The 13,282-nt window shown below is 55.4% G+C and carries 11 protein-coding genes and 3 tRNA genes; 6 read left to right on the forward strand and 8 right to left on the reverse strand.

Annotated elements, in window-relative coordinates; all coding sequences use genetic code 11:
- Positions 1-31 precede the first annotated feature (31 nt).
- From proX to leuA, 6 genes are all read left to right on the forward strand, one after another.
- A complete protein-coding gene (proX, locus tag LH23_RS00755; protein ID WP_039287040.1) occupies positions 32-1,024 on the forward strand; it encodes a glycine betaine/L-proline ABC transporter substrate-binding protein ProX in 993 nt (330 codons plus the stop codon).
- Positions 1,025-1,283: 259 nt separating this feature from the next.
- The gene (locus LH23_RS00760; RefSeq protein ID WP_039287042.1) at positions 1,284-2,462 is read left to right on the forward strand and encodes an MFS transporter; all 1,179 of its coding nucleotides are present in this window, start codon (positions 1,284-1,286) and stop codon (positions 2,460-2,462) included.
- A 455-nt stretch (positions 2,463-2,917) separates the two neighbouring features.
- Positions 2,918-3,448, forward strand: a complete 531-nt coding sequence (gene mprA / locus LH23_RS00765) for a transcriptional repressor MprA (RefSeq protein WP_039287045.1) — start codon at positions 2,918-2,920, stop codon at positions 3,446-3,448.
- Between the two features lie 135 nt (positions 3,449-3,583).
- Complete coding sequence (emrA, locus tag LH23_RS00770) at positions 3,584-4,756, forward strand: multidrug efflux MFS transporter periplasmic adaptor subunit EmrA (RefSeq protein WP_039287048.1); 1,173 nt, start codon at positions 3,584-3,586, stop codon at positions 4,754-4,756.
- A gap of 15 nt (positions 4,757-4,771) precedes the next feature.
- The gene (gene emrB, locus LH23_RS00775; RefSeq protein ID WP_039287050.1) at positions 4,772-6,310 is read left to right on the forward strand and encodes a multidrug efflux MFS transporter permease subunit EmrB; all 1,539 of its coding nucleotides are present in this window, start codon (positions 4,772-4,774) and stop codon (positions 6,308-6,310) included.
- Positions 6,311-6,609: 299 nt separating this feature from the next.
- Positions 6,610-8,271, forward strand: coding sequence for a 2-isopropylmalate synthase (gene leuA / locus LH23_RS00780; protein WP_039296264.1), 1,662 nt, complete (start codon positions 6,610-6,612; stop codon positions 8,269-8,271).
- On the opposite strand, the gene LH23_RS00785 is transcribed toward leuA, so the two are convergent.
- The 8 genes from LH23_RS00785 to LH23_RS00820 all read right to left on the reverse strand — a co-directional run bounded on the left by LH23_RS00785 (position 8,268) and on the right by LH23_RS00820 (position 13,264).
- Positions 8,268-9,032: an AraC family transcriptional regulator gene (locus LH23_RS00785; RefSeq protein ID WP_039287053.1), complete on the reverse strand. Its 765-nt coding sequence runs from the start codon at positions 9,030-9,032 to the stop codon at positions 8,268-8,270. The two genes, leuA and LH23_RS00785, sit on opposite strands and share 4 nt — an antisense overlap.
- 89 nt (positions 9,033-9,121) lie before the next feature.
- The gene (luxS, locus tag LH23_RS00790; protein WP_039287055.1) at positions 9,122-9,637 is read right to left on the reverse strand and encodes an S-ribosylhomocysteine lyase; all 516 of its coding nucleotides are present in this window, start codon (positions 9,635-9,637) and stop codon (positions 9,122-9,124) included.
- A 156-nt stretch (positions 9,638-9,793) separates the two neighbouring features.
- Complete coding sequence (gene gshA / locus LH23_RS00795) at positions 9,794-11,350, reverse strand: glutamate--cysteine ligase (RefSeq protein WP_039287058.1); 1,557 nt, start codon at positions 11,348-11,350, stop codon at positions 9,794-9,796.
- A 76-nt stretch (positions 11,351-11,426) separates the two neighbouring features.
- A complete protein-coding gene (locus tag LH23_RS00800) occupies positions 11,427-11,855 on the reverse strand; it encodes a YqaA family protein (protein WP_008458252.1) in 429 nt (142 codons plus the stop codon).
- On the reverse strand, positions 11,852-12,418 hold the full coding sequence (gene yqaB / locus LH23_RS00805) for a fructose-1-phosphate/6-phosphogluconate phosphatase (RefSeq protein WP_039287062.1): 567 nt from the start codon (positions 12,416-12,418) through the stop codon (positions 11,852-11,854). The genes LH23_RS00800 and yqaB overlap by 4 nt, the downstream gene beginning before the upstream one ends.
- A gap of 357 nt (positions 12,419-12,775) precedes the next feature.
- Positions 12,776-12,852 (reverse strand) — tRNA-Arg (locus LH23_RS00810).
- Positions 12,853-13,047: 195 nt separating this feature from the next.
- Positions 13,048-13,124 (reverse strand) — tRNA-Arg (locus tag LH23_RS00815).
- Between the two features lie 63 nt (positions 13,125-13,187).
- Positions 13,188-13,264, reverse strand: a tRNA-Arg gene (locus LH23_RS00820).
- Positions 13,265-13,282: the final 18 nt, after the last annotated feature.

Raw genomic sequence — 13,282 nt, forward strand, 5'->3', positions numbered from 1 at the left:
TCGCCCCATCCCTCATAAAAAAGGAATAACGATGCGACACAACGCTATTTTAGCCACAGCTCTTGCGACACTCGTTACCACCAGCGCTTTTGCCGCGGACCTGCCGGGCAAAGGCATTACCGTTCAACCGGTACAGAGCACCATTGCCGAAGAAACCTTCCAGACGCTGCTGGTGAGCCGTGCGCTGGAGAAAATGGGCTACACCGTGAATAAGCCAAGCGAGGTGGACTATAACGTCGGCTACACCTCTATCGCTTCCGGCGATGCCACCTTTACCGCCGTTAACTGGCAGCCGCTGCATGATGATATGTATGCTGCTGCGGGCGGGAGCAATAAATTCTACCGGGAAGGCACCTTCGTGACCGGCGCGGCTCAGGGCTACCTTATTGATAAGAAAACCGCTGACCAGTACCACATCACCAATATCGAGCAGCTTAAAGATCCGAAAATCGCCAAACTGTTCGACAGTAACGGCGACGGCAAAGCCGACATGATGGGCTGTACACCGGGCTGGGGCTGCGAGGCGGTGATTAATCACCAGAATGAAGCTTATAAGCTGGCGAACACCGTGACCGTCAACCACGGCAACTACTCGGCGATGATGGCTGACACCATCGCCCGCTTCAAAGAAGGTAAACCGGTGCTGTATTACACCTGGACGCCGTACTGGGTGAGCGACGTGCTGAAGCCGGGCAAAGACGTGGTATGGCTGCAGGTGCCGTTCTCTTCCCTGCCGGGCGAGCAGAAAGATATCGATACCAAACTGCCCAACGGCGCGAACTATGGCTTCCCGGTAAACACAATGCACATTGTGGCGAACAAGGCATGGGCTGAGAAGAACCCGCAGGCGGCGAAGCTGTTTGCCGTCATGAAGCTGCCGCTGGCGGATATCAATGCCCAGAATGCGATGATGCATAACGGTAAGTCTTCCGAGGCCGACATTAACGGCCACGTCGACGGTTGGATTAAGGCACACCAGGCGCAGTTTGACGGCTGGGTGAAAGAGGCACTGGCGGCGAAATAAACTGCCCCTCACCCTAACCCTCTCCCCAAATGGGAGAGGGGATAAACAGATAAGGACAACTCCTCAGCCTAATCCCCCAAAGGGGAGAGGGGATAAACAGGCAAACATCTTTTTTCTCCACCTTCTTTTCCCCCTCTCCCTTCCAGGGAGAGGGCCGGGGTGAGGGTCAATAACCGCACGATCCGACACCCACCTTCGCTTCTGCTGTCATCATTTTTCGCTATTATTCAAACCTCTCTTTGGCAAGTTGAAGATAATAATGAAAAACAATACTCACGGACTCAGCCCGGCGCTGATCGTCCTGATGTCCGTCGCAACCGGCCTCGCGGTCGCCAGCAACTACTACGCGCAGCCGCTGCTCGACACCATCGCAAACGCCTTCTCACTTTCAGTAAACCAGGCGGGCTTCATCGTCACAACAGCGCAGCTTGGCTATGCCGCAGGTCTGTTATTACTGGTGCCGCTTGGGGACATGTTTGAGCGCCGCGGGCTGATCGTCTTTATGACGCTGCTGGCAGCTGGTGGGATGCTGATCACCGCCACCAGCCAGTCCCTGTGGATGATGATTCTGGGCACCGCGCTGACCGGGCTCTTCTCCGTGGTCGCACAGATTCTTGTCCCGTTTGCCGCGACGCTCGCTGCACCGGAAAAACGCGGGAAGGTTGTCGGGACGATCATGAGCGGGCTGCTGCTTGGGATCCTGCTGGCGCGAACCGTCGCGGGTTTATTGGCAAGCCTTGGCGGCTGGCGCACCGTATATTGGGTTGCCAGCGTACTGATGGCGCTGATGGCGATCGCCCTATGGCGCGGGCTGCCGCAGGTGAAGCAGGACAGCCACCTCAACTATCCGCAGTTGCTGACCTCTATCTTCAGCCTGTTTATTAAAAACAGCCTGCTGCGCACCCGCGCTCTGCTGGGCTGCCTGACCTTCGCCAACTTCAGCATTCTCTGGACGTCGATGGCGTTCCTGCTGGCCTCGCCGCCGTTTAACTATTCCGAAGGGGTTATCGGCCTGTTCGGCCTCGCCGGTGCCGCTGGCGCACTCGGCGCTCGTCCTGCTGGGGGACTGGTTGATAAAGGTAAAGGGCATCACACCACCACGATTGGCCTGCTGCTGCTGTTGCTTTCCTGGGTCGCTATCGCTTTCGGTCAGTTCTCAGCTATCGCGTTAATTATTGGTATTTTGGTGCTGGATCTCACCGTCCAGGGCGTCCACATCACCAACCAGAGCCTGATTTATCGCATGATGCCGGAAGCCCGTAACCGACTGACCGCCGGGTACATGACCAGCTACTTCATCGGCGGCGCGGCGGGCTCTTTGATTTCAGCGAGCGCTTACCAACATGCTGGCTGGAACGGAGTGTGTATCGCTGGCGCCAGCGTCGCCCTACTAAATTTGGTAGTGTGGTGGCGCGGATACCAGCGGCAGGCCGATTAGCGCGATATCGTCGCTCCCCGTAAGGGAAATTGAAGATGTAATGGCGGGGACAGTCTGTTAAGGTTGTCCCCGTTTACTAATTCGAGTGACATTAACGCAGGTTATTTATTAACACCGTATATGGATAGACCCGCAACTGTTTCAGCCGACAATCGCCACAGGGCGAAACTGTTCGTAAGACTGAAAGCAGCGTTTCCATCGCCATTTCTCCTGTCCTCAAGGCATCAGCCTCCGGCTTCGATGCCGTTAAACGTCGTTACCCCACTCGAAACCCCATTTTCTCTCCCCACGCTGCTTAGCGCTCTGGGCTACGGCTTAGCGTGGTTTACGCCGATGGTGGCAACAATCAAACGTATATAAACGTATACAAACGCATATAAACGTATAAATAATGCATTTACTTTATTTGTCACCATCGTTACTATATCGGCTGCAACTAATGAGGTTATGCCAAAATGGATAGTTCGTTCACGCCCATAGAACAAATGCTGAAGTTCCGCGCCAAACGTTACCAGGAGTTCCCGTACCAGGAGGTTCTGTTGACGCGTCTTTGTATGCACATGCAGGGTAAACTGCTGGAAAACCGCAATAAGATGCTGAAGGCGCAGGGGATCAACGAGACCTTATTCATGGCACTCATTACCCTTGAGTCCCAGGAAAACCACAGCATTCAGCCTTCTGAGCTGAGCTGCGCGCTGGGTTCGTCCCGCACGAACGCGACCCGTATCGCCGATGAGCTGGAAAAACGCGGCTGGATTGAGCGCCGTGAAAGCGACAATGACCGCCGCTGCCTGCATCTGCATTTGACCGAAAAAGGTCACGAATTCCTGCGCCAGGTGTTGCCACCGCAGCATAACTGCCTGCATCAACTTTGGTCCGCGCTTGACGCCAGCGAAAAAGAGCAGTTGGAAATGATTACCCGTAAGCTGCTCAACCGCCTCGACCAGATGGAAGAAGACAAGGTGATCCTTGAAGCACTGAGCTAAGCTTTCACCGTCTGCACGCCCAACAACAATCCGATTTCAAAACTACTTTCAGGCCAGCAATCTCCTTGCTGGCCTGTCAGGTCTAACAGGTCGGCTCAGCTGACCGGAAATAATAATAAACAGGTGGAGATTAGCATGAGCGCAAATGCGGAGACTCAAGCCCCGCAGCAACCGGCTAACAAGAAAGGCAAACGTAAAAGCGCCCTGATCTTGTTGACCTTGCTCTTTGTCATTATTGCTGTGGCATATGGAATCTATTGGTTTTTAGTGCTGCGTCACTTTGAAGAGACCGATGATGCTTATGTGGCAGGAAACCAGGTTCAGATCATGGCTCAGGTTTCCGGTAGCGTGACCAAAGTCTGGGCGGACAATACCGATTTTGTGAAACAGGGTGATGTGCTGGTCAGCCTTGACCGCGCCGACGCCGAGCAGGCATTCGAGAAGGCCAAAACCCAACTGGCCTCTAGCGTGCGGCAGACTCGCCAGTTGATGATCAACAGCAAGCAGTATCAGGCCAATATCGAACTGCAGAAAACGGCGCTGGCACAGGCCCAAAGCGACCTGAACCGCCGTATTCCGCTGGGCAGCGCCAACCTGATTGGCCGCGAAGAACTGCAGCACGCCCGTGATGCCGTCACCAGCGCTCAGGCTCAGCTGGATGTGGCCGTGCAGCAATACAACGCTAACCAGGCGATGATCCTCGGCACCAAACTGGAAGAGCAGCCTGCGGTTCAACAGGCGGCGACCGAAGTGCGTAACAGCTGGATGGCTCTGCAGCGTACCACCATCGTCAGCCCAATGACCGGCTATGTTTCCCGCCGTGCCGTGCAGGTTGGCGCCCAAATTAGCCCGTCCACGGCGCTGATGGCCATCGTGCCTGCCAGCGGTATGTGGGTTGACGCTAACTTTAAAGAAACCCAGCTGGCGCATATGCGTATTGGCCAGACGGCCACTATCGTCAGCGATATCTACGGCGACGACGTGAAGTACACCGGGAAAGTTGTCGGCCTGGATATGGGTACCGGCAGCGCCTTCTCGCTGCTGCCAGCGCAGAACGCCACCGGGAACTGGATCAAAGTGGTTCAGCGCCTGCCGGTTCGTATTGAACTGGATGCCAAACAGGTTGAACAGCATCCGCTGCGTATCGGCCTGTCCACGCTGGTGAACGTGGATACTAGCAACCGGGACGGAAGCGTACTGTCATCTCAGACCCGCACCACGCCGGTTTACGAAAGTAACGCCCGCGAGCTGAATCTGACGCCGGCTAACCAGCTTATTGACCAGATTATTCAGGCCAATGCGGGTTAATAAAGCGGAGGGTGTATGGCACAACAAAAACCGCTAGAAGGCGCCCAGCTGGTCATTATGACCATCGCCCTGTCGCTGGCGACCTTTATGCAGGTGCTGGACTCCACCATTGCTAACGTGGCTATCCCGACGATTGCCGGTAACCTTGGCTCATCCCTGAGCCAGGGGACGTGGGTTATCACCTCTTTTGGGGTGGCAAACGCAATCTCAATCCCGATCACCGGCTGGCTGGCAAAACGCTTCGGGGAAGTGAGGCTATTCCTGTGGTCGACCGTGCTGTTTGCTATCGCCTCCTGGGCGTGCGGCATGTCGAACAGCCTGACGATGCTGATCTTCTTCCGCGTTATCCAGGGGATCGTTGCCGGGCCACTGATTCCGCTGTCGCAGAGCCTGTTGCTGAGCAACTACCCGCCCGCCAAACGCAGCATTGCGCTGGCGTTGTGGTCGATGACGGTGATCGTGGCGCCAATTTGCGGCCCGATTCTGGGCGGCTACATCAGCGACAACTATCACTGGGGCTGGATCTTCTTCATCAACGTGCCAATTGGTATCGTCGTGGTGCTGATGAGCCTGCAGGCCCTGCGAGGCCGCGAAACCCGCACCGAGCAGCGCCGTATTGACGGCGTGGGGCTGGCCTTGCTGGTGTTAGGGATTGGTAGCCTGCAGATCATGCTCGACAGGGGTAAAGAGTTGGACTGGTTCAACTCGACGGAGATCATCGTGTTAACGGTGATTGCGGTGGTCACCATCAGTTTCCTGATTGTCTGGGAGCTGACCGACGATAACCCGATAGTCGATTTGTCGTTGTTTAAGTCGCGAAACTTTACCATCGGCTGCCTGTGTATCAGTCTCGCCTACATGCTCTACTTCGGCGCGATTGTGCTGCTGCCGCAGCTGTTGCAGGAAGTGTATGGTTACACCGCGACCTGGGCCGGGCTTGCGTCCGCGCCGGTGGGGGTCATCCCGGTGCTGCTGTCGCCGATCATCGGCCGCTTCGCGCACAAGCTCGATATGCGCCGCCTGGTGACCTTCAGCTTCATTATGTATGCGGTGTGCTTCTACTGGCGCGCGTATACCTTTGAGCCGGGGATGGACTTCGCCGCGTCGGCCTGGCCGCAGTTTATTCAGGGCTTTGCGGTGGCGTGCTTCTTCATGCCGCTGACCACGATTACCCTGTCCGGCCTGCCGCCGGAGCGCCTTGCCGCGGCGTCGAGCCTGTCGAACTTTACCCGTACGCTGGCGGGTTCGATTGGGACGTCGATAACCACCACGCTGTGGACGAACCGCGAGTCGCTGCACCATGCGCAGCTCACCGAGTCTGTCACGCCGTATAACCCGAACTCGGTTGAAACCTACAACCAGCTTCAGGGCTTAGGCATGTCGCACCAACAGGCTTCCGGCTACATCGCCCAGCAGATCACCAACCAGGGGCTGATCATCTCCGCCAACGAGATTTTCTGGTTCTCGGCAGGGGTATTTATTCTGCTGCTTGGCCTGGTGTGGTTTGCTAAACCGCCTTTCGGGGCGGGCGGTGGCGGCGGTGGCGCACACTGACATTTCTCCCTAAAGGAGCCTTCGGGCTCCTCAGACAGCTGACCAACCTCTGGCGAGAGAAGAAATACCAGACGGCTCGTTAAAAAAAACAGGAAAATCAATTCATTGATTTTCGGCTGATAACCACAAAGAGGGAAAAACCACGCTTTTTCCCTCTTTGTCAGCAAACTCAGGAGCCTTCGGGCTCCTTTTTCTTTGCCTGAACCTGGCGGTTTCGCCACACAGGTTGTCAGCTTTGCGCCAGCCCCAGCACAGATTATTCGCCAGGATAAACAGACCACATGACCTGGAGAATTCTGATGCTGACCAACCCATCGCAAAAATACCTCGCCCATGCGCCGATTCAGTTGCCCGATCGCCAGTGGCCGAATAAAACCCTGACGCACGCTCCCCGCTGGCTTTCCACTGACCTGCGCGACGGTAATCAGGCGCTGGCTGAACCGATGGACGCTGCCCGCAAGCTGCGCTTCTGGGATTTACTGCTGAAGTGCGGCTTCAAAGAGATCGAGGTCGCCTTCCCATCCGCCTCAGAAACCGACTTCCAGTTTGTGCGTCAGCTGATTGAAGAAAATCGTATTCCTGAAGATGTCACCATCCAGGTGCTGACCCAGGCGCGCAGCGACCTGATTGAGCGCACTTTTGCATCTCTGGCCGGGGCCCACAGCGCCACGGTACATCTTTACAACGCCACAGCCCCACTGTTCCGCAGGCTGGTCTTCCGCCAGAGCAAAGCAGAGATCGTTCAGCTGGCAGTCACCGCCACCCGTCAGGTGCGAGCGCTTTGCGAGGCTAACCCGCAGACGCGCTGGCGCTACGAATACTCCCCGGAAACCTTTTGCTTCACCGAACCTGACTTTGCCCTGCAAATTTGTGAGGCGGTTGCAGACGTCTGGGAACCGTCTCCCGAGCGACCAATGATTATCAATTTACCTGCCACCGTGGAGGTGAACACGCCCAACGTCTATGCCGATCAGATTGAGTATTTCTGCCGCCACTTTTCCCGCCGCGATGCAGTGTGCATCAGCGTACATCCACATAACGATCGCGGCAGCGGCGTGGCCAGCGCTGAACTCGCGATCCTCGCTGGCGCGGACCGGGTTGAAGGCTGCCTGTTTGGCAACGGCGAGCGCACCGGAAACGTCTGCCTGGTCACGCTGGCGATGAATCTTTATAGCCAGGGGATTTCGCCGCAGCTGGACTTCAGCGATATGAAGCAAGTGGTGGAACTGGTTGAGCAATGTAATCAATTGCCGGTGCATCCTCGCCATCCTTATGCCGGAAAGCTCGCTTTTACCGCTTTTTCCGGGTCACATCAGGATGCCATCAAGAAAGGGTTTACCGCGCGGGGCGAGTCCAGCTCAGCGCTGTGGGAGATGCCCTATCTGCCCGTTGACCCGAACGATATTGGCTGCAGCTACGAAGCGGTTATTCGCGTCAACAGCCAGTCCGGGAAAAGCGGTGCCGCCTGGATGCTGGAGCAAAACCACGGCCTGGTGCTGCCGCGCGGTTTACAGCAGGACTTTAGCCGTCACGTCCAGGCACAAACCGACAGGGAGGGCAACGAGATGACGCTGAGCGCGCTGTGGCAACTGTTTCGCACACTTTATGGCCCGCATCAAACCGCCCCACGCCAGCTGCTGGATTACCGGACGGAGAGCCAGGCCGATGGCTCACTCCAGCTGTGGGCCAACGTTCAGACGCACGACGGCGTTATCGCCCTCCAGGGCAAAGGCAACGGTTTACTTTCTGCCGCAGCCGACGCCCTTAAATCTCGTTTTAACCTGGCGTTTTCTATTGAGGATTATCATGAGCATACGCTCGGCAGGCACAGCGAAAGCCGCTCGGCGGCTTATATCCGCTGTACGTTCAGGCAAGGTGTGAGCCGCTGGGGAACCGGCATTGATAACGATGTCTCACGAGCTTCGCTACAGGCGCTGTTAAATGCGTTACCTGTGGGTTAATCAGAGAAGAAATATTCGCTCGGTGACACGCCGAGCGTTCGCCGAAACATGGCGCTGAAGGCGCTGTGGCTTTCATACCCCAGATCCAACGCAACGCGCAGCACGGACTGCCCCTGGGCGAGACGATCGAGCGCCTCCATCAGCCTTGCCCTACGCAGCCATTCGCTAAACGCCAGGCCGGTTTGCTGGCGAAAATGACGCAGCAACGTTCTCTCACTGACGTTAAGCCGTTCAGCGGCAAGTGCGTTTGTCCACGGCTTACCGGGTTCCGCCTGAATCTGACGACACAGCGCCAGTAGCCCCGGAGACTGCGGCTCGGGAAGATTAAACGGCAGCGCGGCGGTACCCCGAATCTCATCGAGGATAAGCTCGTAAATTCGCTCTGCCCGACTTCCCGCCGGGTAAGCTTCCGGTAACTGGAGCGAGCAGATAATCAGCTCGCGTAACAAAGTGGATATCTGCACGACCTGGCAAACCGACGGCAAGTCAGCTCGGGCAAACGGATCAATAAACAATGTGCGTGCGGCTACGTGCCCGATGATTTGCAGGCGGTGCTGAGTGCCAGCGGGCAGCCAGACGCCGCGCCCCGGCGGAACAACCCATATCCCTTGCCCGGTTTCAACCCGCACGACGCCGCTCAGCGTATGCAGCAGCTGTGCGCAGTCGTGGCTGTGCCATGGCTCCGAGGCGCCATGATTGTAATCATGGGCAAAAGGAACCAGCGGCCGCGTGGCAAAGCTGAATTTCAGGCTGGTGGACATAGTTTATTTCGTGAGCAAAAAGATGACGATAGCATACCGCAGACGTAAAAAAAGGAGCCATATGGCTCCTTTTTACTGCTGGCACAAAACTAGATGTGCAGTTCCTGCAGCTTCTCTTTCGGCAGAGCCAGCTCATCATTGCTGTTGACGCTGACGCCATGCTCGATGATGTGGCGCGCGATATCCTGCGCTTCCTGCAGAGAGTGCATCTGATACGTCCCACACTGGTAAACGTTCAGCTCAGGGATCTGATTTTGCTCTTTCACTTTCAGCACGTCCTGCATCGCCGCTTTCCAGGCATCCGCCACGCGCTGCTCTGTAGGTACACCGATCAGGCTCATGTAGAACCCAGTACGGCAGCCCATTGGGGAGATATCGATGATCTCTACCCCATTTCCGTTCAGGTGGTCACGCATAAAACCGGCAAACAGGTGCTCCAGAGTATGGATCCCTTTTTCCGGCATCACTTCCTTGTTTGGGACACAAAAACGCAGGTCAAACACCGTAATGGTGTCACCGTGTGGCGTGTGCATAGTTTTGGCTACACGGACTGCAGGCGCACCCATACGAGTATGGTCGACTGTGAAGCTATCCAACAACGGCATCTGGTCACCTCCGATAAAATGATTTTTTTTAAAAATAATTGAAACTATTTTTACGCACGCGAGTCTGAGTATATGAAAGACGCGCATTTGTTATCATCATCCCTGTTATTCAGAGATGAATATTTGGCCACAAGTATGTGGCCATTTTCTTTTCTGTCAGGCCTTCTTCGCCAAAAAGCTATCGAACGACTCCGTATCCGCCGCCTCAATATCCCGCTGACGCTGCCATGATGCATCATGCTCTTTCTGCAGGGCATCCGCGGTTAAAATCTCCAACGGCTCCTGAATCAGCATCTGACGGTATTGTTCAGCCAGCGCAAGGCCAGTGCCGCCAATCCCGTTATCAATCATAGAACGTAAAATACGTGCTGAATACGTTAACTCCGGATCGTCAAAGCTGGCAACCAGTTGGTCGCAAACTTGCTGGTATTCCTGGCTGTCGGTCATGCCGTCCAGCGTTTCCGCCACGCGACGTAAATCGGTAAACAGATCTTTGCCTACTTTTGACAGCGGGTGCTGGGCCGTTTCACAGCCAATACCCAGGGTCAGCCCAGGTTTACGCCCTTCCAGAATCACGCGGTTCCAGTTGGTACGGGTGCACAGCAGCTCATCGCTGCTCATCTCTGGCGCATCCGCCAGTACGCACCAAATCATAAACAGGTCGAGGAATCGAACCTGCTGCTCATCCACGCCGATTGGCGAGAACGGGTTGATATCCAGCGAACGCACTTCGATATATTCGATGCCGCCGCGCAGCAGCGCATCCGACGGTGATTCGCCGTCACGCGTCACGCGTTTTGGACGAATCGGCGCATAAAGCTCATTTTCAATTTGCAGTACGTTGGTGTTGAGCTGCAGGTGCTTGCCGTCCTTCATCAAACCAATCTCAGCGTACTCTTCTGATGGGGTTTTAATCGCCCGCTTCAGCGCATCGACATAGGTGTTCAGATCGTTGAAGGTAATACCCAGATTGCTCTGCGACTTGTTGGTGTAACCCAGGTCACTCAAGCGCAATGACGTGGCATACGGCAGGTAATACATGCCGCATTCGGTTTTCTCAAACGGCAACGCGCTCTCTTTGCCCTGCAGGAATGAAGAGCAGATAGCCGGAGAGGCACCGAACAGGTAAGGGATAACCCAACCAAAGCGATAATAGTTGCGGATCAGGCGGAAGTAGCCAGCAGAAATCGCCTCTTTGCCGCTTTCTGCATCCTGTACGCCGCATTTTGCCTGCCAGAAAGCCATCGGCAGGGAGAAATTGTAATGCACGCCGGAGATGGTCTGCATCAGCGCGCCATAGCGATTTTTCAGCCCTTCGCGGTACAGCGTTTTAAAGCGCCCCGCATTAGAAGAACCGTACTGCGCCAGCTCGATGTTCTGACCGTCGTCGATGTAGCACGGCATACTCAGCGGCCACATACGTTCCTCGCCCAGTTCACGCGCCGTGTGGCGATGAATGTCGCGCAGGAAGGTCAGCATATGGTCAATGTCACCATCAACCGGAGTAATAAATTCCAGGAGGGCTTCGGCGAAGTCCGTGGTAATCCATTTATGTGTAAACGCTGAGCCAAGGCTTTCAGGATGCCCGGTGGTGGCTAAATCGCCTTCTGGCGTCACGCGCAGCGTTTCACGCTCAAGACCACGGCAAATGCCTTTTACTGCTTCAGGGTGTTTTTCCAGCCAGGCCAAAGCCTGTGATACGTCCGGGATCAAATTGACCTCCCGCCTGTCGAATTTATTTTAATAAGCATAATTGTTTTCGCCGGTGATGAAGACTCATCCCACGCAATTAGTGCCACCACGCCATGCCTTGTACCGTTGCAGCCGCGACAACGATGTAGCGTAGCGCTTTGCCAAGGCATAAAAAGAATATCACCGGCCCCCAGCTCAGGCGTAACCACCCGGCCAGCAGGCACAACAGATCGCCTATTAGCGGCATCCAGCTCAATAACAACGTCGCTGGGCCAAAACGAGTCAACCAGTCAGTCGCTTTCCCCTGCCAGCGCGATTGTATACGCTGCGGGAAAAAGCGCCCCAGAATAACGTTAGTCATACCGCCAAGGCTATTACCGATTGTTGCTATTATCACAAGAACCGATACCGGGCCACTACCGGCAACCAGAAGCGCCACAAGTACTGCTTCCGAGCTCCCCGGCAGCAGAGTCGCGCTCAGGAAACTGCTGGTGAACAATGACAGGAGCGATAGCGTGTCGCTCACAGTAAGCGCACGTCCACAACATCCATTCCTGCACTGCGGGCCGCCTGAAGACCAAAATCAGCATCTTCAAACACCACACATTTCTCCGGTGCCACGCCCATCAGCTCGGCGCAGCGTAAGAAGGTATCAGGTGCTGGCTTATGGTGTTTAACATGATCTGCTGCCACGACCGCAGCAAAATACTGACGCAGGCCAAGATGCTTAAGCAGCGCTTCCGCAATATCGCTTTCGCTCCCTGTGCCGACCGACATCGGGCGGCGGCCATGCCAGGCTTTCACCACTTCAATCAGCGGCAGCGGACGGACGGTATCAAGCAGCATGGCTCGAACGGCAACGGTTTTTTCAGCTGCCAGACTGTGGGGATCGAGATCGGCATTATGGCTTTCAATAATTGCCGCGGCAATTTTCCAGCTTGGCGCGCCATTCAGGGCAACCATCGCCTTCTCGTCGAAGCTCATGCCATAGCGGCCAAGGGTTTCGTGCCAGGCTTTACGGTGAGTCGGCTCCGTATCAAGGATCGTGCCGTCCATATCAAAGATTAAACCGTCATAGCGATCGTACATCTCACCCTCACTTCACTGAATGTCGAGGCGGTACTTTAGCGTAAATGGCTGAAATTGTCGCTGTCTGCGGGTAGAGGCGATATTGCGAAAAAGGGGTATTGAAAGTTAATACGGTATGTTTGTAACAGGGGACGTTTAAATGAAGTATTGAAGGGGAATTTAATGCGTTCGGAGGAATTAACTTTCTCTGTCACACCGTCATTGCTAATGACTCGGGGGAAATGGTGCATCCGGGAGGATGACTCACCGAAGGCTCGCCCTAAAGGGCCGTTGCTGAAGCAACGTTATCCTCCCTGGTGCTGGCGGAGAAAAAACCTTTCTCTGTCAAACCGGTATCGCTACCGACTGGGAAGAAAATGGTGCATCCGGGAGGATTCGAACCTCCGACCGCTCGGTTCGTAGCCGAGTACTCTATCCAGCTGAGCTACGGATGCATCGGGATTGCTGCTTTTACTACGCATCTCAATTATCGAGATTTGATAATTGGGAAAATATGGTGCATCCGGGAGGATGACTCGCCGAAGGCTCGCCCTAAAGGGCCGTTGCTGAAGCAACGTTATCTTCCCTAGTGCTGGCGGAGAAATTAACTTTCTCTGTCACATCGACATCGCTAATGATGCGGGAAAATATGGTGCATCCGGGAGGATTCGAACCTCCGACCGCTCGGTTCGTAGCCGAGTACTCTATCCAGCTGAGCTACGGATGCATCGGGATTACTGCTTTTACTGCTGACTCAATGTCGCTCATCATGCCGCAACATTGATGAAGATGGTGCATCCGGGAGGATTCGAACCTCCGACCGCTCGGTTCGTAGCCGAGTACTCTATCCAGCTGAGCTACGGATGCATCGGGATTGCTGCTTTT

The sequence above is a fragment of the Cedecea neteri genome (assembly GCF_000758305.1).
GTDB lineage: Bacteria > Pseudomonadota > Gammaproteobacteria > Enterobacterales > Enterobacteriaceae > Cedecea > Cedecea neteri_C.

Bases quoted from the DNA above. Each gene is read 5' to 3' on its own strand.
- LH23_RS00785 (WP_039287053.1), bottom strand. From the start codon at position 9,032: ATGTCCACCAGCCTGAAATTCAGCTTTGCCACGCGGCCGCTGGTTCCT.
- proX (WP_039287040.1), top strand. From the start codon at position 32: ATGCGACACAACGCTATTTTAGCCACAGCTCTTGCGACACTCGTTACC.
- yqaB (WP_039287062.1), bottom strand. From the start codon at position 12,418: ATGTACGATCGCTATGACGGTTTAATCTTTGATATGGACGGCACGATC.
- emrA (WP_039287048.1), top strand. From the start codon at position 3,584: ATGAGCGCAAATGCGGAGACTCAAGCCCCGCAGCAACCGGCTAACAAG.
- luxS (WP_039287055.1), bottom strand. From the start codon at position 9,637: ATGCCGTTGTTGGATAGCTTCACAGTCGACCATACTCGTATGGGTGCG.
- emrB (WP_039287050.1), top strand. From the start codon at position 4,772: ATGGCACAACAAAAACCGCTAGAAGGCGCCCAGCTGGTCATTATGACC.
- leuA (WP_039296264.1), top strand. From the start codon at position 6,610: ATGCTGACCAACCCATCGCAAAAATACCTCGCCCATGCGCCGATTCAG.
- LH23_RS00760 (WP_039287042.1), top strand. From the start codon at position 1,284: ATGAAAAACAATACTCACGGACTCAGCCCGGCGCTGATCGTCCTGATG.
- mprA (WP_039287045.1), top strand. From the start codon at position 2,918: ATGGATAGTTCGTTCACGCCCATAGAACAAATGCTGAAGTTCCGCGCC.